This window comes from Pseudomonas sp. PDM24 (genome assembly GCF_019218905.1).
GTDB lineage: Bacteria > Pseudomonadota > Gammaproteobacteria > Pseudomonadales > Pseudomonadaceae > Aquipseudomonas.
This window is the reverse complement of record NZ_JAHUWR010000002.1, coordinates 167,364-185,978: the sequence shown is the minus strand read 5'-3', so window position 1 is coordinate 185,978 and position 18,615 is coordinate 167,364. Positions and strand designations below refer to the sequence as shown.

At 60.2% G+C, this 18,615-nt stretch carries 14 protein-coding genes; 4 read left to right on the top strand and 10 right to left on the bottom strand.

Features of this window, described 5'->3' with window-relative positions:
* Positions 1–118: 118 nt before the first annotated feature.
* On the bottom strand, positions 119–481 hold the full coding sequence (locus tag KW837_RS08670) for a DUF6124 family protein (protein ID WP_218395261.1): 363 nt from the start codon (positions 479–481) through the stop codon (positions 119–121).
* 616 nt (positions 482–1,097) lie between these two features.
* Positions 1,098–1,766 carry a polysaccharide lyase family 7 protein gene (locus KW837_RS08665; protein WP_218395260.1) on the bottom strand — a complete coding sequence of 223 codons (669 nt, stop codon included), beginning with the start codon at positions 1,764–1,766 and terminating at the stop codon, positions 1,098–1,100.
* A gap of 315 nt (positions 1,767–2,081) precedes the next feature.
* Here KW837_RS08665 and KW837_RS08660 point away from each other — a divergent pair, with 315 nt between their 5' ends.
* From KW837_RS08660 to KW837_RS08650, 3 genes are read left to right on the top strand one after another with little or no spacing between them, the layout of a single operon-like run.
* Positions 2,082–4,205 (top strand): bifunctional diguanylate cyclase/phosphodiesterase, encoded by a 2,124-nt coding sequence (locus KW837_RS08660; protein ID WP_218395259.1) that lies wholly within the window; start codon positions 2,082–2,084, stop codon positions 4,203–4,205.
* Positions 4,206–4,250: 45 nt separating this feature from the next.
* Entirely contained in the window at positions 4,251–4,742 is a 492-nt protein-coding gene (locus KW837_RS08655) for a M48 family metallopeptidase (protein ID WP_218395822.1), read from the top strand.
* A gap of 26 nt (positions 4,743–4,768) precedes the next feature.
* Positions 4,769–5,065, top strand: a complete 297-nt coding sequence (locus KW837_RS08650) for a helix-turn-helix domain-containing protein (protein WP_007894945.1) — start codon at positions 4,769–4,771, stop codon at positions 5,063–5,065.
* A gap of 109 nt (positions 5,066–5,174) precedes the next feature.
* Here KW837_RS08650 and KW837_RS08645 read toward each other — a convergent pair whose 3' ends face one another.
* Positions 5,175–5,627, bottom strand: a complete 453-nt coding sequence (locus tag KW837_RS08645) for a GNAT family N-acetyltransferase (RefSeq protein WP_218395258.1) — start codon at positions 5,625–5,627, stop codon at positions 5,175–5,177.
* A 257-nt stretch (positions 5,628–5,884) separates the two neighbouring features.
* Here KW837_RS08645 and KW837_RS08640 point away from each other — a divergent pair, with 257 nt between their 5' ends.
* Positions 5,885–6,622 (top strand): ABC transporter substrate-binding protein, encoded by a 738-nt coding sequence (locus tag KW837_RS08640; RefSeq protein WP_218395257.1) that lies wholly within the window; start codon positions 5,885–5,887, stop codon positions 6,620–6,622.
* A gap of 146 nt (positions 6,623–6,768) precedes the next feature.
* Here KW837_RS08640 and yccS read toward each other — a convergent pair whose 3' ends face one another.
* The 7 genes from yccS to betA all read right to left on the bottom strand — a co-directional run bounded on the left by yccS (position 6,769) and on the right by betA (position 18,462).
* Positions 6,769–8,952, bottom strand: coding sequence for a YccS family putative transporter (gene yccS, locus KW837_RS08635; protein ID WP_218395256.1), 2,184 nt, complete (start codon positions 8,950–8,952; stop codon positions 6,769–6,771).
* A 233-nt stretch (positions 8,953–9,185) separates the two neighbouring features.
* On the bottom strand, positions 9,186–10,364 hold the full coding sequence (locus KW837_RS08630; RefSeq protein ID WP_218395255.1) for an NAD(P)/FAD-dependent oxidoreductase: 1,179 nt from the start codon (positions 10,362–10,364) through the stop codon (positions 9,186–9,188).
* 159 nt (positions 10,365–10,523) lie between these two features.
* On the bottom strand, positions 10,524–11,861 hold the full coding sequence (gene dbpA / locus KW837_RS08625) for an ATP-dependent RNA helicase DbpA (protein ID WP_256348686.1): 1,338 nt from the start codon (positions 11,859–11,861) through the stop codon (positions 10,524–10,526).
* Positions 11,862–12,092: 231 nt separating this feature from the next.
* On the bottom strand, positions 12,093–13,520 hold the full coding sequence (gene mdtD, locus KW837_RS08620) for a multidrug transporter subunit MdtD (protein ID WP_218395253.1): 1,428 nt from the start codon (positions 13,518–13,520) through the stop codon (positions 12,093–12,095).
* Positions 13,521–13,683: 163 nt separating this feature from the next.
* On the bottom strand, positions 13,684–15,033 hold the full coding sequence (locus KW837_RS08615; RefSeq protein WP_218395252.1) for a TldD/PmbA family protein: 1,350 nt from the start codon (positions 15,031–15,033) through the stop codon (positions 13,684–13,686).
* Complete coding sequence (locus KW837_RS08610; RefSeq protein ID WP_218395251.1) at positions 15,033–16,475, bottom strand: TldD/PmbA family protein; 1,443 nt, start codon at positions 16,473–16,475, stop codon at positions 15,033–15,035. Before KW837_RS08610 ends, KW837_RS08615 begins: the two co-directional genes overlap by 1 nt.
* Positions 16,476–16,758: 283 nt before the next feature.
* Complete coding sequence (betA, locus tag KW837_RS08605) at positions 16,759–18,462, bottom strand: choline dehydrogenase (protein ID WP_218395250.1); 1,704 nt, start codon at positions 18,460–18,462, stop codon at positions 16,759–16,761.
* Positions 18,463–18,615: the final 153 nt, after the last annotated feature.

Below are 18,615 nucleotides of genomic sequence, written 5' to 3'. Positions count from 1 at the left end.
TATTCAGTGAGTTGAACGCTAAGGTTAATTAAGCCTGAGCGTTAAGCTGCATTGATAAAAACCCGCCGAGAGGCGGGTTTTTATTGGGGGCAAGTTGTTCGCATCAGCCGAGCCGCGATTACTCCTTCAATTCGACGTGGTCCAGTGCCTGGTTCACCGCCAGTTCGCCGAGCATGACCACTTGGGCGATGCCCAGTAGGGTCTTGCGATGGGAGGTCTCCAGCAGCGCCGCGAAATTGTTGAGCATGGTGGTGGCCGAGCCCAATGTTTCGCTGGCGTTGGCCAGTAGGGATTCGGTGTTGTACTTCGGGTTGGCCAAGTACATGGGCTCGGGTTCGTTGGTGGTGGCCATGATTTTGGCGGCCGGGTTGAGGTAATGGTCGAGGGCGCGCTCGGCGGCTTCGTGGAATTTTTTTGAGTCGAGTGATTCGTAGGGGGATGCCGGGTCGGTGACCGGCGGATGCGGCGTTGATTTGGTCATTTGCTCGAAACCTGATTGGAGTGCCCCCTCTTTGGCTACTAATCAAAGTGGAGGCAACTGTACGCAGGTTAGTAGACCGGGGTTTCGAGCAGGCCGGCGCACCCGAAGGTGCCCTGCGCACAGTTACCATCAAGCGCAGGAATCGAAATCCCTGACTGACAGATGCTTGTGCACCAAGCTCGAAACCACGGGCTACTAAACCCGATCACTGGAAATCAGTGACGCGAATCAAGTTACCGGTGGGCTTCAAGGCGCACAAGCCGGCGGATTCTGGCGTACCTGTAGGCGGTGACGCAAGCCGTTGTAGGCTTCATGAAGTAACGCTGAGTGTCTTTAAACGTGGGCGTTTAAGTGGGGCCAGATGCCGGTCAGTGAAGAGATGGAGTTGGACATAAAGAATCTGTGGCGAGGGAGCAGTCCCACGGGTTTTGTAGATGCCAAGTTCGTTCTTTGCCCGTAGCAGCTGTCGAGCTTGCGAGGCTGCGTTCGGCTGCATCGCAGTCGCAAAATCAGGCTTCACGTTTTTTCAGGTAAAACGTATGTGCCGGACGGCGGCCGCTTCGCGGCCGAACGCAGCCTCGCGGGCTCGGCAGCTGCTACAGGAGATCGAGTCGCCTTAGGTATCGTGATCGATATCCAGCTTGCTGAACGTCACTTCCCCGCCTTCGCTGGTGTACCCGGTGTTGTCCTGCACGTAGACGCCGGCCTTGAAGTACAGCGGTTTATCACGCCACATCGCGCTGATGTCGGTGTCCCACTGATAGCCTGCCGCACTGATGCCCAATGCACCGCCGGGGCTGAGGTGGATGAGGTAGGAAAATTCCCGGTCGAGTTTTATGCCAGTGGCGATGGTGATGACCCGGGCGGTGTCGTCGTCGGGGTGCATGCGGACTTTGGCGACGATGTTTCCGGTCTCGCTGTAGTCCTTGTATTGATATTCGAGCTTCACCATGGGCTTCTGGCTTTGGTAGGCATGGATCTGGCCAATGACGATCTTGCCCGTGCTGGGTACCTTGCTGACCGTAAGGGTCGCACGCAGGGAGTTGTCCGCGTCGGGGTAGTACCAGTTTTTCAGCGTGCCATTGCTGTAGGTTTCGCGCAGTTCGGTGCGAGGGTAAATCGCGTTTTCAGTGCGGGTGCCGGTTACCGGGGCCCAGAAAAACAAGGTGCCGGTGTCGGAGTGGAAGTACTGATCCTTGAAGCCGTCCACCAGTTTGGTTGTTTCAACGGTGTACGGCGGACTGCCGACAGGAACGCTGAGGTTCCAGGTTGCGAGATCGATCATATTCAAGCTTCCACTTTGTTCTGTACGCACGTGCCAGAAGCTCTAGCCCGCGCCTTCGGGCAGTCTTTATAAGCGTAGAACGGTTGTTTGTTAATGCCCGTTTGGCAGATGGTTGACGTCAACATCCTGTCGAAATGCCATCTTTCCCGGTTTACGGGGGCTGTAGGACTGACCGTTAGTCGGCTATGTGAAACTTATTGAAGTGACGGCACTCCGGTAGCTTCTGCTTTTGCGGATCCGGGTCTAGAGTGAAGTCGCATTATGTGTCCGGTTTTCACAAGAGGCCGGCCTGAGGTCACGAACAAGAGATGCAGCATGGAATGCGCACAACCTATGCCAGCTGAAGGCAGCTCAATCCTTTTAATTGTTGATGATTACCCCGAAAACCTGATCAGCATGCGCGCGCTGTTACAGCGCCAGGACTGGCAGGTATTCACCGCGGCTTCCGGGTTTGAAGCGCTCAGCCTGTTACTCGAACACGATGTCGACCTGGTACTGCTGGATGTGCAGATGCCGGGTATGGACGGTTTCGAAGTGGCGCGCCTGATGCGTGGCAGCCAGCGAACCCGACTCACGCCGATTATTTTCCTTACCGCCAACGAACAATCCCAGGACGCCGTGATCAAGGGCTACGCCAGTGGCGCGGTGGATTACCTGTTCAAACCGTTCGACCCGCAAATTCTCAAACCCAAAGTCCAGGCCCTGCTCGAGCATCAGCGTAATCGCCGTGCCTTGCAGCAGTTGAGCCATGACCTGGAAGTCGCTCGTGCCTTCAATGCCTCGGTGCTGGATAACGCCGCCGAAGGCATTCTGGTGGTGGGGGAGGATGGGCTGATTCGCTTTGCCAATCCGGCGATGTCCCGCTTGCTCAATGCCACGGTGCACGAACTGCAAGGCAAAGAGTTTCTGGATTTCCTGCAAAAGCCGCACATTCCGATCTGGGCCGACTCCGAATTGTTTGCCGGCTACAAGCGCGGTGAAACCCTGCGCCTGCACGATGCGTTGCTGCGTACCGCGCCTGGCCAGCAAGTGCCGGTGGCGTTGTCCTGCGCGCCTTTGCCCAGCGAACAACATGCCATGGTGGTGACGGTGCTGGACATGTCGGTGGTGCACCATCTGCATCAGCAGCTGGAGTTTCAGGCGGTGACCGATCCGCTGACCGGGCTGCTCAATCGTCGGGGTTTCTACCAGACCGTCGAAAACCTGCTGCTGCGCGGCGAACGCTCCGATAGCACGTGGGTGCTGTTGTACCTGGACCTCGACGGCTTCAAGCGGGTCAATGATTCCCTCGGCCACGATGCGGGCGACCGGGTGCTGCGATGGGTGTCCGAGCAGCTGAAGGCGTGTCTGCGACCCTTCGACATCCTGGCGCGGATGGGCGGCGATGAGTTCACCGCGCTGCTGGATCTTGAGCTCCCCGAGCACGCGGCGAAGATTGCCGAGAAGCTCATCGAGCGGGTGTCGATCTGTCAGCAGATCGAAGGCATGGACATCGCCTTGGGCGCCAGTATCGGCATCGCTACTTATCCCGATTGTGGGGCTAATCTCGACGGGTTGATGCGCGCGTCCGACATCGCCATGTACGAAGCCAAGCGTGCCGGGCGTCAGCAATATCGCTTCTACGATCACGAAATGAATGGCCGGGCGCGCTCGCGGTTGATGCTCGAAGAGAGCGTGCGCACGGCCATCGAGAATCGTGATTTCAACCTGGTGTATCAGCCTCAGGTGGCCATTGCCGACGGGCAGATTCGCGGGTTCGAGGCGTTGCTGCGCTGGCAGCATCCGAGTGTCGGCGATGTACCGCCGGGGCTGTTTTTGCCGTTGCTGGAAGAGGCGCGGTTGATCAGTCGCCTGGGCAGCTGGATTTACCATCGTGGGGCCAAACAGCGAAAAGCCTGGGAAACCTTGTTTGCCGAAGATCTGGTGCTGGGCGTCAGTTTGAGCAGCACGCAATTTGGTTTGCCCAATCTGGTCACCGAGCTGCGCCAGGTGCTGGAGCGCCATGGTTTGAAACCGCGGCAGCTGGAGGTCGAGGTCACGGAGGAGGCCTTGATGCTTAACCCCGACGAAACCCGCAAGCAGCTGCGTTTGTTGCGCAATTTGGGAGTGCGGGTGGCGCTGGATGATTTTGGCTCCGGGGCTTGTTCGCTGGCGCATTTGCGCGACCTGGAGCTGGACACGCTCAAACTCGACCGGCATTTGATCGCCCGGTTGCCGGGATCCGAGCGGGATGCAGCGCTGGCACGCAGTGTCATCGACTTGTGCAAACAGTTCGGTCTGTTAGTCATCGCTGAAGGGGTGGAGACCGTGGCGCAATATGAATGGCTGCAAGCCAACGGTTGCCAGTATGTGCAGGGGTTTCTGGTCGCGCGGCCGTTGATGGCCGAGGACACTTGTCACTTTGTCGAGCCGTTCGACTGGAGCGCGCTGACGAGTTGAATTCGTTACACTGGCGGCCTTTTCGTGACTCGTGTTGCCGCCCCAATGACCGCGTTGAAATACCTCCAGGCCTATCCCGCTACGTTGCAGGACCAGGTGCGACAGATGATCGCCGAAGGTCGGCTGGGCGATTACCTGAGCCAGCGCTATCCACAAAAGCATGAGGTGCAGAGCGACAAGGCGCTGTACGCCTATGCCTTGGACCTCAAGCAGGAATACCTGCGCAACGCCCCGGCGATCGACAAGGTGTTATTCGACAACCGTCTGGACCTGACCCACCGCGCGCTCGGCCTGCACACCGCGATCTCCCGGGTACAGGGCGGCAAGCTCAAGGCCAAGAAAGAAATCCGCGTGGCATCGTTGTTCAAGGACGCGCCCTCCGAGTTTCTGAAAATGATCGTGGTGCATGAATTGGCGCATTTCAAAGAGTCGGATCACAACAAGGCGTTCTACAAGCTGTGCGAACACATGTTGCCGGGGTATCACCAGGTGGAGTTCGATTTGCGGGTGTACCTGACGTGGCGGGATATGCAATAGAAGATCTTCCAATAAGGAGCGCATGGATGGACGTGAGCAAGACCAAAAGCAGCTTCTACCGCCGGTTGTACGTGGCGTACCTGATCGACAGCGGGTTGGCCAGCAGCGTCCCGGCGTTGACCGAAGTCACCGGCATGCCTCGGCGCACGGCCCAGGACACTATCGCGGCATTGGCGGATCTGGATATCGTTTGTGAGTTCGAGCAGGAAGAAGGCGCGCGCAACCATGCGGGGCGCTATCGGATTCGCGAGTGGGGGGCGATTGATCGGGGGTGGATCGAGCGCAATCTGCGGCAGATCAAAGCGGTGCTTGAGTATCCCTGAATTTCTGCGGCGACAGGGCTGACGCCTTCGCGGGCAAGCCTCGCTCCTACAGGGGCGGAAGTGGCCGACACATAATCTGTAGGAGCGAGGCTTGCCCGCGAAGAGGCCCTCAGGAACGACGCATCCCGATATGCGGAATGTCATCCTCCAGGTATTCCTCACCCACCACCACAAACCCGTACTGCCCGTAATACCCCTGCAAATGCGCCTGGGCCGAGAGGTAGATCGGCACTTCGGGCCAGCGTTTGGCGGCCTGTTTCAACGCCTGGCTCATCATTTCATGCCCAAGCCCGGCGCCGCGTGCAGCGGGAGCAATGATCACTCGGCCAATCACCACGTCGCCGCCCTGTAACTCCGGGTCGAGCAAGCGCAGATAGGCTACCAGTCGATCCCCGTCCCAGCCCATCAAATGGCAGGTGTCACCTTCCAGGTCCTGCCCATCGATGTCCTGATAAAGGCATTTCTGCTCGACGACGAACACCTCGGCGCGCAGCTGCAAAATGGCATACAGCTGCTCTTTGCCCAGATCGCTGTGGTGCTTGCAGACCCAATCGATTGTCATCTTCAGATTCCTTGAACAACGTGCTCCGATACTAAGCGTCCTGAGGCGGGATGTCTTTATGGCAAAGAAATCTGTGACAAAGGCCAAAATGCCATCATTCATTTCTCGCGAGATTGTCTTCTTTGTGTAATCTGCGATGCAGCGCTGTGCAATGTCGTCGATAAGCTAATGTTAGGACCTGGGTTTCGCCGCTAAAGGGGCCTTGGAGTTTTGGCTGAAAACACGTCGGGCAACCCGCCCGCTAAGGATTTTCTGGCATGCCGCGATTGCATCGAGCGTTTGCTTTGATTGGATTGCTGTTGCTGGCACAGAGTGCGGCAGCGCAAAAGCTGCGTCTGGTAGCCGATGCCTGGCCACCCTTTACCGACGCCACGCTGGTCAATGGTGGACTGGCCACGGACATCGTTAGCACCGCGCTGGCCCGGGCCGGTTATGGCAGTGATTTCGAACAGGTGCCGTGGGCGCGAGCCTTGTTTGGGATAGGCGAGGGGCGTTACGACGTGCTGGTCAACGCCTGGTACACCGATGAGCGCACGAAGCTGGGGCAGTTTTCCGGCGAGTACCTGCTCAACCGCGTGCGCTTTCTCAAGCGCAAAGATACGCCGATCGAATTCAACAACCTGCAACAACTGCACACTTTCCCGATAGCGGTAGTACGCGGTTATGCCTATTCGCAAGCATTCGACGACGATGTGTCGCTGCAGAAAGTACCCGTGCATAGCTTCGCCATGGCCGTGCGCATGGTCGCGGCCGACCGGGTCAAGCTGACTCTGGAAGACGAGTTTGTCGCTCGGTATTACCTGGCTCGGGAGTCATTCAAGGTACGCAATGCCGTGGAGTTTTTGCCCAAGCCATTGAGCGAGAACAGCCTGCATATTCTGGTGAGCCTGAAGAACCCGCAGCATGAACAGATCGTTGCCGGTTTCGACCGTGAGATTGCGGCGATGAAGGCTGATGGGAGTTATGAGAAGTTGCTCAGGCAGCATGGGATGTGATCTGAAAGGACTGCGGTGTCTGAGCTGACGCCTTCGGGCAAGCCTCGCTCCTACAGATTAGGTGTCTGGCACAGATCCCGTGGCCGACACTGATTCTGTAGGAGCGAGGCTTGCCCGCGAAGGGGCCGGCCCTGTCACTAAAAGTCTCACGCCTCGCTCGTATCCTTGATCAAATGCGCCGCCAACGTCCGCAACGGCCCCAGCTGCCGGCAGATCAACGCCAGTTGCGTCTGCACCAACCGCTGCCCTTCATCGATCTCATCCGGCATTTGTTCCAGCCCATTGGCCAGCGCTTCTTCCTCATCACTCTGAATCGCAATCGGCTGTTTGCTCGCCAGGCCTTGGGCGATTTCGTCGAGGCTGGCAGCCAGGCTCACGCCAGCGCCGTCGATCAAATGCTCGCGCACCTCCGTGGGTAATTGGGTTTCGCGGTGTGCCCCCAGCCCCGACAAATAGCTGAGCAAGGTGTGCGACAGCACCAGGAAACGAAACCCGACGTCCGCTTCCTTACGAAAGTGCCCCGGCTCCATCAGCATATTGGCCAGCGTCGTCGACAGCGCGGCATCGGCGTTGTGCGCGTTGCGCCGGGCCAGGCGATAAGCCAGGTCGTCGCTTTTACCGGCGGCGTATTGCTGCATGATCTGGCGCAGGTAAATGCTGTTGCAGGTGAGGGTGTTGGCCAGCACTTTGTTCAGGCGTCGACCCTGCCAGTCCGGCAGGAACAGGAATACCGCCAGCCCGGCGATCAGACTGCCGAGCAAGGTATCGAACAGTCGCGGCAGAAGCAGCCCATAACCATCGCCCACCTGGTTGAAGCAGAACAACACCATGAGCGTGATCGCGGCAGTCGCCAGGGTGTAGCGGGTGGTGCGGTTGGTAAAGAACACCACCCCGGCTAGGATGGCGAAGCTCGACTGAATCAACGGGTTCGGGAACAGATCGAATAGCGCCCAGGCCACGGTCAGGCCGATGGCGGTGCCGATGATCCGCTGCCCGAGTTTGCGCCGGGTGGCGCCGTAGTTCGGCTGACAGACAAACAGCGTGGTGAGGATGATCCAGTATCCCTGCGACGGGTGGATCAAATGCACCATCGCATAGCCAATGCTTAGCGCCAGGGGCAGGCGCAGGGCATGGCGGAACAGCAATGAGGTCGGCGTCAGCTGCGTGCGCAAACGTATCCAGACATCCTTGAGGCTGCGTGGCGAACGGTCGAGCAAGCTGCTGTCGGTGGCGTCTGCGAGCGCATCGGGGTTGCTGGCGTCGCTGAGCAAACGGTCGAGTGTGCCGAGGTTGGCGGCCAATGCTCGCAACGAACGCAGCAGACCGCGCCAGGCCGGATTGCTCTGGATACGCAGGTGTTCGAGGGAGGCATGCAGGTCGTTCAGGGCCTCGGCGAAGCTTGCGTCATAGGTGAACGGCTGGCGCATCTGGATCGATTCGGCCAGTGCGCGGCAGGCCTTGCCTTGCTGGCGCAGCAGGCGCTGACAGCGAAACAGCACGTCGCTGTGGAAGAACGCTTCGGCCAGCGCGTTGTAAGGGTAGTGTGAGGAGCTGGCGCGCTCGTGGATGTCCTGGGCGAGGAAGTACAGCTTCAGATAACGGCTGACTTTCACCCCCGGCCGACCGTCGCCGACCCGATGCAGAATGATTTCCTTGGCGGCGTTCAGGGCTGCCACCACCCGACCATTCTGTTGGGCCAGTTCCAGGCGCTGCGCTTGCACGTCCATCTGCCGGATCGGTTCGAACAGCGACGATTTCAGCTTCAGGTAATAACCCAGTTCGCGGAACAACCGCGCCAGGCTTTGCTGCACCGGCTGGTTGGAAAACAGCGCCTGCCACAGCACCGAGAGCAAGCCGTACCAGGCCGCGCCGGCCACCAGCAGCACCGGTTCGTGCCAGAAATCAGTGACCGCGCCACCGCGCTGGTCCACGCCGATCATGGTGTAGACCGACAGAATCAACGTTGCCGAAGCAATCGCGCCATAACGTTCGCCCAGCGCGCCGAGCATGGTCAGGCAGAAGCTGGCCAGGGCAAAGGCGATGATAAAAAGGACGGGGTAGGGGAAGAGCAGTTCGACGGACAGGGCCGCGACCATGAAACACACCAGCGTCACTGCGAGCGCGTTGAGGCGACCCTGCCAACTGTCGTCGGTTTCAGCCAGGGCGCTGGCGATGATCCCCAGGAACAACGGGATCAGCAGCCCCATTTCATCCTGATACCAACACAGCGCCATGCTGCCGGTCAGGGCGATGAATACCCGCACGCTGTAGCTGAATTTATCCAGCGCCCAGAGGCGACGCAGAGACTGCCGAAATGTGGTCGATGACATGAAGTGCGAAGGCCTTCCGAGGCAATGACGCTAAATTGAGCCACTAATGACGTCGACGCAATGGCGCCGATCACATCTGACAGCAAAATCTGTTCCTTGCGCACTCTGTGTTGCCTGTCGGGACGCCTTCGCGGGCAAGCCTCGCTCCTACAGGTTTTGTGTCGCCACAAAAATTGCGGCAACTCCGCCCTGTAGGAGCGAGGCTTGCCCGCGAAGAACGATAACGCGGTCGATCAGACGAATTGCGCGGCAGCGTAACCAGAGGCCCAGGCCCACTGGAAATTGAATCCGCCCAGATGCCCGGTAACGTCGAGCACTTCACCAATGAAATACAGCCCTGGGCTTTTCAGCGATTCCATGGTCTTGGACGACACTTCGCGAGTGTCAACGCCGCCCAGGGTCACTTCGGCAGTGCGGTAGCCTTCAGTGCCGGCCGGCACGACTTTCCAGTTCGCCAGTTTGTCGGCGATGTCCGCCAGTTCGGCGTGGGTGTACTGCTTCATCGGTTTGGAGGCGAACCAGTTATCCGCCAGCAGATTGGCCATTTTCTTGGTGAAGATTTCACCGAGCAGGGTTTTCAACTCGCTGTTGGGACGTTCGGCCTGCTGCTGTTGCAGCCAGGTCGGCACGTCGTGATCCGGCATCAGATTGATTCCCACCGTGTCGCCGGATTCCCAGAACGACGAAATCTGCAAGATCGCCGGTCCGCTGAGGCCTCGGTGGGTGAACAGGATGTTCTCGCGGAAACTCTGGTCGTTGCAGCTCACCAGGCAATCCACCGACGTACCGGACAGCTCGGTGCAAAGCGCCTTGAGCTGATCGGTGATGGTGAACGGCACGAGGCAGGCGCGGGTCGGCAGCAAGTCGTGACCGAACTGCTTGGCCACTTGATAACCGAAACCGGTGGCACCGAGGGTCGGAATCGACAAGCCGCCAGTGGCGATCACCAGGGATTCACACGTGACCTGGCCCAGTGTGGTATCCAGCAGATAACCGCTTTCCAGCTTCTCGATGGTCTGGATCGAGGTGTCCAGGTGCAGGCTGACGCCGACCTGATCGCATTCATCGAGCAGCATTTCGAGGATGTCGCTGGATTTGTTATCGCAGAACAACTGGCCGAGTTTCTTCTCGTGGTACGGCACACCGTGTTTGGCCACCAGACCGATGAAATCCCACTGGGTGTAGCGCGCCAGGGCGGATTTGCAGAAGTGCTCGTTCTGCGAGAGGAAATTGCCCGGTTCGGTGTACATGTTGGTGAAATTGCAGCGGCCACCGCCCGACATGAGGATTTTCTTGCCGGCCTTGTTCGCATGATCGAGCAACATCACTTTGCGCCCGCGCCCGGCGGCGGTCAGCGCACACATCAACCCTGCGGCGCCAGCGCCAATGATCACGACTTCGGTAGAGCGCAAAACGGTGTCCTCACACAAAATTTAAATTCACCGGCAAACCAATGTGGGAGCGGGCTTGCTCGCGAAGGGGCCAGTACATTCAACATGGATGTTGTCTGTCAGTCCGCTTTCGCGAGCAAGCCCGCTCCCACATTTGATCTCTGTCAGCCAGACGATCGCTTACAAAATGCGCACGCGCAACGAACGGCCTTTGATTTTACCGTCGTTCAGGCGCTGCAAGGCTTGCTTGGCGATCCCGCGTTCCACGGCCACATAAGCCTGGAAGTCGAAAATCGCGATCTTGCCGACCTGGGCACCCGGGATGCCGGCATCGCCGGTCAGTGCGCCGAGAATGTCGCCCGGACGTACCTTGTCTTTACGGCCCGCACCAATGCACAGCGTGCTCATCACCGGCAGCAGCGGTGCGCCACCCTGGGACTTGAGGTTGCTCAGCTGATCCCAGCTCAACGGCGACTTCTGCAGTTGCTCGATGGCTTGGGCGCGGTGGGCTTCGGACGGTGCGACCAGGCTGATCGCAATGCCTTTCTCGCCCGCACGGCCAGTACGGCCGACACGGTGGATGTGGATTTCCGAATCACGGGCCAGTTCGACGTTGATCACCATGTCCAGCATATCGATGTCCAGACCGCGCGCGGCGACATCAGTGGCAACCAGCACCGAAGTGCTGCGGTTGGCGAACATGGCCAATACCTGATCGCGGTCACGCTGTTCCAGATCACCCTGCAGACCGACGGCGGAGATGCCTTTGGAGGTCAGGTGATCAACGGTTTCCTGAACCTGCTGCTTGGTGAAGCAGAAGGCCACGCAGGACGCCGGACGGAAATGCGCGAGGACTTTGACCACCGCGTCCATACGCTCTTCCGGGGAGATCTCGTAGAAGCGCTGCTCGATCTGCGTATCGTCGTGGAACGCCTCGGCCTTCACGATCTGAGGGGTGCGCATGAATTTCGACGCCAGTTGCTTGATGCCCACCGGGTAGGTGGCGGAGAACAGCAGGGTCTGGCGGCGCTCCGGGGTCTGGGCGATGATTTCTTCGATGGAATCGTAGAAACCCATGTCGAGCATGCGGTCGGCTTCGTCGAGGATCAGCGTGTTCAGGCCATGGAGCACCAGCGAACCCTTGCGCAGGTGCTGCTGGATACGCCCCGGGGTGCCGACGATGATGTGCGCGCCGTGCTCCAGCGAGCCGATCTGCGGGCCGAAGGACACGCCGCCACACAGGGTCAGGACCTTGATGTTGTCTTCGGCGCGGGCCAGACGACGGATTTCCTTGGCGACCTGGTCAGCCAGCTCGCGAGTCGGGCAAATGACCAGCGCCTGGCAACCGAAGAAGCGCGGATTGATCGGGTTCAGCAAGCCGATACCGAAGGCGGCGGTTTTGCCGCTGCCGGTCTTGGCCTGGGCGATCAGGTCCATCCCCTTGAGGATCACCGGCAAGCTTTGCGCCTGGATCGGCGTCATCTGGGTATAACCGAGGGAGTCGAGGTTAGCCAGCATGGCGGCGGACAGCGGCAAAGTATTAAAAGCGGTGGCGATGGTGGTCACGGGACTGGCCTGCAAAACAAAATGTCGCGCAGTGTATCAGTCTCATGGCCATTCGCCTGAAGTTTCCGGACGAGAAGTCGTAGCAGCTGCCGAGGCACGAGGCTGCGTTGGGCTACGAAGCAGCCCCCGAGGGCGGTCCTGCGGACACGCAACGCAGCCTCGTGCCTCGGCAGCTGCTACAAATCAATGTTCTATATCGTGCTCGCGGCTGACCATCCGTCGGCCATCCTTGGGTGAAAGCTGCGAGAAGATGGTTGCAGCGAGCATCGCCATGATTCCAACCGTCACAAACGTCAGCTGGAACGCGCCCAGAACCGTGTCCACGCCGTCATTGCCGATCTCCGCCGTGAAGCCACCGAGCAGGGCGCCGGCGCAGGCCACACCGAGGCTCAGGGACAATTGCGCGACCACCGACAGCAAACTGTTGCCGCTGCTGGCGCTGGCGTCGTCGAGGTCGATCAGGGTGACGGTGTTCATCGCGGTGAACTGCAAGGAGTTGATCGCCCCCAGAACCGCCAACTGAGCCAGCAGCAGCCAATACGGCGTCTGCTCGCTGACCAGGCCCATGCTGGCCAGCATGATCCCCAGCGCCAGTGTGTTGCCGGTCAGCACGCTGCGATAGCCGAAGCGTTCGATCAGCGGCCGCGCTACCGACTTGGCGATCATCGCGGCCGCAGCCAGGGGCAGCATGCTCATCCCGGCCTGAGACGGCGAGTAACCCAGCGCCACTTGCAGCAGCAACGGCACCAGAAAGGGCAGGGCGCCGCTGCCGAGGCGAGCGAACAGGTTGCCGAGGATGCCCACGGCGAAGGTTCGGGTCTTGAACAGCGAGGGCGCAAACAGCGGATTGTCGATGTGCCCGGCCCGCAGCCAATACGCCGCCAGACACGCCATGCCGCCGAACAGCAGCAACATCACCCGCAAGTGCGGCAGGTGCAGTTCGCCGAGGCCTTCCATGGCGATGGTGATCAATACCATCGCCGCGCCGAACAGCAAAAAGCCCAGGCTATCGAAGCGCGTGCGTTCACTGCCGCGCAGGTCAGGGATGAATTTCCACACCGCGTAGCAACCGAGGACACCTACCGGCAGGTTGATCAGAAAGATCCAATGCCAGGTCAGGTATTGCACCATCCAGCCGCCCATGGTCGGGCCGATCAGCGGGCCGAGCAGGCCGGGAATGGTGATAAAACCCATGATCCGCACCAGTTCCGAGCGCGGATAGGCGCGCAGCACCACCAAACGCCCGACCGGCAACATCAACGCGCCACCGAGGCCCTGGATCACCCGGGCGCCGATGAGCATGCTCAGGGTGCTGGACAAGGCGCAGAGCAATGAGCCGAGGCTGAACAGGAGGATGGCGCCGAAAAAGATCTTTTTGGTGCCGAAACGGTCGGCGATCCAGCCGGAGGCGGGGATCAGTAAGGCGACGGTGAGCATGTAGGCGATGATGACGCCCTGCATGCGCAGCGGGTCTTCGGCCAGGTCCCGGGCCATGGCGGGGAGGGCGGTGTTGAGGATCGTCCCGTCGAGGGACTGCATGAAGAAGGCAATGGCCACAACCCACGGTACCCAGCGGGCGGTGATGGCGTCGAGAGGTGGGCGGTCGGGCATGGGACCTCTTGTGGGTGTAAGTCAGGTAAACCGTGGTGACTTCTTCGCGGGCAAGCCTCGCTCCTACAGGTTTGGAGCCGGCCGCAAAATCCACGACAACGTTTGCCGCAAATCCGCGGCAACCCCCGATCCTGTAGGAGCGAGGCTTGCCCGCGAAGCTTTTTTACAGCGTCAACGTCAGTCGGCTGACGAGCGCGCCCGGCAACAGTGCCGAAGCAGTCGCCCGCTGACTGTAGGTGCTGGCCGACAGCAGCAATTCACGCTCCTCGGTCAACGCTTCCAGCTGCGAACCGAGCAGGCTGTAGACGCTGTCATCAAACCGCATAGTGCTCACCGGCGCCTGAATCTCGCCGTTCTCGACCCAGAAGGTCGCAAATCGGGTCATACCGGTCAGGCGCGCTGCCGGTTGGTCCGAGTAGTTCAGGTACCAGAGGTTACTGATGTAAAGCCCGGTGCCGAGGCGCTTGAGGATGTCCTTCTGCTCCAGATCGCCGCCGTTCATAACCAGCGCCGTCGGGTACTCATGGCTGCTGGCGCCGTTGGCAGCGAGGCCGTATTCGGCGGCGCTGCGGGAATTGATCAGTCGGGCATTGGCCATGCCTTTGGCGATCAACCCCAGATCATCGCGGGGATAACCTTCGTCGGAAAACGCCGGGCTCAAGGAACCGCTGACCTGCTCACTCAACCATACGCTGGGGCTGAAGCAGGCTTCGCTGGCGTAGAACTTCTGCAACGGGCTCTGTTTGCTGGCAATCGCCTGGGCCGAAAAACCGCCCCAGCTCAGCATGCCCATGATTTCTTCCAGCGCAGCCGGCGCCAGGTAGGCGCGGTATTCGCCGGGCGCCAGCGTGCGCAACGGCCGACCCAGAAACGCCAACTGCTCGCGGGCCTGCTGGAAGCGCCTGGCAAAGCCTTCGCTGCTCCAGTCGTGCCCGGCATAGCTGGCTTTCACCGCCTGACCGTTTTCATGAAACAGGCTGAAATCGAAGTTGAAGCTGTTGGCCTGATGCCAGCCGAACGCGCCCGAGGAGCTGGCGAAACCGCGACTGATCGGCCCGGCGGCATAGAAGCCGACCAGATCCAGCCCTTCGGCAGCCTGGGTGATTTCAGCGACCACTTGCTCGGTGTCCGGCAGCGGATGCTCCTGCACGTTGTTGCTCTGCCAGTCGTTCTGGTTAAGCAGCAGGTATGGATCCTGAGGCAACAGTGGCAAGGTTTCGCGCAACTGTTGCAGGCCTTCGGCCAGACGCTGAAGATCAACTTCGTGGTCGCCCGACAGCGTGATATTCAGATCGGCATGACGACCATCGTTAATCAGTTTGAACCCGACACTCGCTTGCTGCACCTGCCCGGCCTGACGGACCTTGGCGTGGTTGAAACGCACGAAAGCCGATGACTCGGCGGCGTAGCTGAGGGTGAATTGCTCCGGCGTGCGCAGTGCATCGCGCAGCCAATTGACCAGGTCCTTGAACGACTCGGCCTGGCTATTTGAAGTGCTCGTGGCAGTACTCATCAGGCATCTCCCCCAAACACATCCACATTGCTGAACACACAGGCCGGCGACGCGTGACCGACGCGGATCACCTGGTTCGGTTCGCCCTTGCCGCAGTTCGGCGTGCCTAGCACTTTGACGGTGTTGGCATCGCCGACAGCGCTGAGGCTTTTCCAGAATTGTGCGGAAATTGCCCGGTAGTTCGGGTTCTTCACCACACCCTTGAGTTCGCCGTTTTCGATCAACTGGCCCCATTCGCAACCGAACTGGAATTTGTTGCGCGCATCGTCGATGGACCACGAACGGTTGGTGCTCATCAAAATGCCGTGCTCGATGTTGCCGATCAGCTGTTCCAGCGGCTGATCGCCGGGCTCGATGTTGAGGTTGGCCATGCGGTCGATCGGCGGCCGGTTCCAGCCGCAGGCGCGGCTGTTGGCAACGCCATCCATGCCGGCGCGAAATTGCGACAGCGCACCGCCCAATGGCCGCAGCAGCAAACCTTCCTTAATCAGAAATTGCTTGCTGGCGGCGCTGCCATCATCGTCATGGCCGTAGCTGGCGAGTTGCTCGGGGATGTCCGGGTCGAACGTCACGTTGAGCAGTTCGGAGCCGTATTGCAGGCTGCCGAAGTCTTCTGCCTTGACGAAACTGGTGCCGGCGTAATTGCGCTCATCGCCCAGGATACGGTCCAGTTCCAGCGGGTGACCGATGGACTCGTGGATCTGCAGCATCATTTGATCGGGCATCAGCAACAGATCGCGGGGGCCTTGCGGGGTGTTCGGCGCCAGCAGCAATTGCAGCGCCTGATCGGCGACTTTCGGGCCGGCACCGATCAGGCCGCAACGGCTGATCACATCAAAGCCGCCCTGCTGGCCGAAGTTCTCGCGGCCCAGGCTACGGGTCTGGCTGTCGCTGCCGTCGAAGGCGGTGACGTCCATGCTCGGGTAGACGAAGCGCTGGGCCTGACGCAACTCGGCACCGGCGCTGTTGAGGTAGATTTGCTCGACGTTGGTGATGCCGATGCTCGCCTGCCAGTTCACCAATCGCTCGTCCTTGGGCACGGCGGCAGATTCGGCGCCGAGCAACTGGTAGCAATCGCTCAGGGACGGGAAGGGCTGGTCAAGATTGGGTGATAAGTAGTCGGCGCGGTCGCTGGAGACGGCTTGCTCGCGCAGGTCGAGCAGGGCGTGAGGTTTGAGTCGACGGGCTTGTTGCTCGGCTTTCTCCAGCGCGGCTTGCAGACCGGATTGGGACAGGTCATTGGTCGCGGCATAGGCTTCGACGCCGTTGACCCGAACGGTCAGCATCGCGCCTTCGTCACGGCTCAGGTTCGGCGGTTCGGCGACGTTCTTGCGCACCGACAGGTACTGGCCGGATTCGCGTACATAACGCAGCGAAAAGAATTCAGCGCCCGTGCGCAAGGCAGCAAAACGCTGCTTGAGCTGGGGGTGGAAATCGAACATTCGGGAACCTCCTTGGCATGGAGTTGCGATGTATCGGTATTGCGAGGGGGAGAAACGTTTGCGTGGCGCTAGATTAGGCCTGCGCAAGGGGAGGATCAAGGGCGTAGCGGAGTAAGAGAGGATTGCCCGGTATGGAGCAGGAAATTATGTATTGTTTGTTGGGGCCCCTTCGCGAGCAAGCCCGCTCCCACATTTGATCTCTGGCGTTCACAAAATTTGTGTTCACTACCGATCTAATGTGGGAGCGGGCTTGCTCGCGAAGGCCGCGCCTCGGTATTACGCCTTACTGAGCAGTCAGGCTCACATCCCGCAACGGCTTGCCACGCACCGGTGCATCACCGGCCACGTAGTAAGCAGCCTTGCTACGCGGCAATGGCTTGCGACCGCGGATCTTGTCGGCGATTTTCTCGGCCATCATGATCGTTGGTGCGTTCAGGTTGCCGGTGGTGATGATTGGCATGATCGAGGCATCGACCACGCGCAGGGCTTGCATGCCATGCACACGACCTTCGCCATCGACCACGGCCATCTCGTCGGTGCCCATCTTGCACGAGCAGGACGGGTGGAACGCGGTTTCGGCGTGTTCGCGGATGAACTTGTCCAGCTGCTCATCGGTTTGCACGTCGATGCCCGGGCTGATTTCGCGGCCACGGAAGGCGTCCAGTGCAGGCTGCTGCATGATTTCACGGGTCAGGCGGATGCCATCGCGAAATTCCTGCCAGTCCTGCTCGGTGGCCATGTAGTTGAACAGGATGCTCGGGTACTCGCGCGGATCCTTGGACTTGGCCTGGATGCGACCACGGCTTGGCGAACGCATGGAGCCCATGTGCGCCTGGAAACCGTGTTCTTTCACACCGTTGCTGCCGTTGTAGTTAATCGCCACCGGCAAGAAGTGGTACTGAATGTTCGGCCAATCGAATTCCGGACGGGTGCGGATGAAGCCGCCGGCTTCGAACTGATTGCTGGCGCCGATGCCGGTGCCGTTGAACAGCCACTCGGCACCGATGGCCGGCTGGTTGTGCAGCAACAACGACGGGTACAGCGAGACCGGTTGGGTGCAGGCGTATTGCAGGTACAGCTCAAGGTGATCCTGCAGGTTTTCACCAACGCCCGGCAGGTCGTGGACCACCGGGATGTCGAGTTTCTTCAGCAGTTCGGCCGGGCCGACGCCGGAGCGTTGCAGAATCTGCGGCGAAGCGATGGCGCCGGAGCACAGCAGCACTTCTTTGCGGGCGCGGGCTTCAACGCGCTCTTCAGCGGCGCCGATCAGGTAACGCACGCCGACCGCACGCTTGCCTTCGAACAGGATCTTGTCGGTCAGGGCATGGGTGACGATGGTCAGGGTCGAACGCTTCTTGGCGACGTCCAGGTAACCACGCGCGGTGCTGGCGCGACGGCCGTTCGGCGTCACGGTGCGGTCCATCGGGCCGAAACCTTCCTGCTGGTAGCCATTGAGGTCTTCGGTGCGCGGGTAACCGGCTTGCACGCCGGCTTCAACCATCGCGTGGAACAACGGGTTGTTGCCGGCTTTCGGCGTGGTCACGCTGACCGGACCGTCGCCACCGTGGTAGTCGTTCGGGCCGATGTCACGGGTTTCCGCCTTGCGGAAATACGGCAGGCAGTCGAGGTAGGTCCAGTCTTCCAGACCGGGCAGCTTCGACCAGTTGTCGTAGTCCATGGCGTTACCACGGATGTAGCACATGCCGTTGATCAGCGAAGAACCACCCAGGCCCTTGCCGCGACCGCATTCCATCCGGCGACCGTCCATGTGTGGCTCTGGATCGGTTTCATAGGCCCAGTTGTAGCGACGACCTTGCAGCGGGAATGCCAGGGCGGCCGGCATTTGCGTGCGGAAGTCGAGACGGTAATCCGGGCCGCCCGCTTCGAGCAGCAGGACAGTGACGCCTTCGTCTTCAGTCAGACGGGTCGCCAGGGTGTTACCGGCCGAGCCGGCACCGATGATGATGTAATCGAATTCTTGGGACATTGAATGCACCCTCTTTGAAAGTGGTCAGGTCATGGCCGTGGCGAGTGCTGCGCACTCGATTCGCGGGCAAGCCTCGCTCCTACAGGTTCGGCGTCGTGCACAAACCTGCGGCAAACCTCGATCCCGTAGGAGCGAGGCTTGCCCGCGAAGGCG